The sequence below is a fragment of the Oleiphilus sp. HI0061 genome (genome assembly GCF_001635675.1).
Genome location: NZ_LWFE01001802.1, coordinates 1 through 1,162, shown reverse-complemented (window position 1 = coordinate 1,162; position 1,162 = coordinate 1). Strand labels below are relative to the sequence as shown.

2 protein-coding genes are annotated in these 1,162 nt (G+C 46.5%); both read right to left on the bottom strand.

From position 1 onward, the window contains the following. Window positions 1-544, bottom strand: a 544-nt coding sequence (locus tag A3735_RS27465) for a glycine--tRNA ligase subunit alpha (protein ID WP_156499970.1), incomplete at its 3' end; no start/stop codon positions are given. An 88-nt stretch (window positions 545-632) separates the two neighbouring features. Further along, window positions 633-1,073, bottom strand: coding sequence for a YtoQ family protein (locus A3735_RS27460; RefSeq protein ID WP_068509695.1), 441 nt, complete (start codon window positions 1,071-1,073; stop codon window positions 633-635). Window positions 1,074-1,162 lie beyond the last annotated feature (89 nt).

Genomic DNA, 1,162 nt, shown 5'->3' with positions numbered 1-1,162 from the left:
CGATACGTTCCAAACCGTAGGTAATTTCACCGGTTACCGGGTAACATTCGAGCCCGCCAACCTGTTGAAAGTAGGTGAACTGAGTTACCTCCATACCATTCAACCAGACTTCCCAACCCAAACCCCAGGCGCCTAGTGTAGGAGATTCCCAGTTATCCTCTACAAATCGAATATCGTGGACAGTGGTATCAATACCCATCGCCGCTAATGATTCAAGATAGAGTTCCTGAATATTCAGGGGTGAAGGCTTCATCACCACCTGGAATTGATAGTAATGCTGCAAACGGTTCGGGTTCTCGCCATAGCGACCATCTGTAGGTCGTCGACTTGGCTGAACATAGGCGGCGTTCCAGGTCTCGGGCCCTATTGAGCGCAAGAAAGTAGCCGGGTGAAAAGTACCTGCTCCAACTTCCATATCAAGCGGCTGCAGGACTACACAGCCCTTACTCGCCCAGAAGTTTTGCAGGGCCAGAATCAGCCCCTGAAAAGTTTTAACGTCAGGCGCACCTGCACCGACTTCGTTTGCTTGGGTCTCGTTAGACACGATCGTACCACCAGATTCTTATAGAGTGAGAAACAAAAGAGCGGCATTATAACGTAAAACACGCCGCCTTGTAGCGAGATTAGCCCGACTATTGGTTGATATACTTCAAAATTTCTACTACTTGTTCCGGCGTTTCGGTCACCGCCATCGCTGCACCATCAATTTCTTTCAAAGGGTGCGTCAATTCTGGCGCATGCATCACAATAATCGGCTTACCCTGACCAATCGCAATACCTGCGTCGAAGGCCGCATTCCACTGCTTATATTTTTCACCAAAACGCACCACCACAATGTCGGACTTTTCAATCAGAGTCATAGTACGCAAGGCGTTAATTTTTGCTGCTTTGTGATCTTTCCAGAAGTTATTCTCTTCTTCCCCTAAAATTTTAACGCCTACTTCATCGCTTGCTTCATGGTTAGTGATCGGCGAATAGACTTCTACATCCAGTCCGTTCGACTCCAAACCTGTCACAATTCGCTCGCGCCAATCGCTATGAATTTCACCAGATAAATAAATACTGTATTTCATGACATGTGTCTCCCTAATTTCATCTCAATGTTATATATTGTGCCTGTGATTTTATCGGAGTGTGAACTCTAACGAAATGTGATCTATTC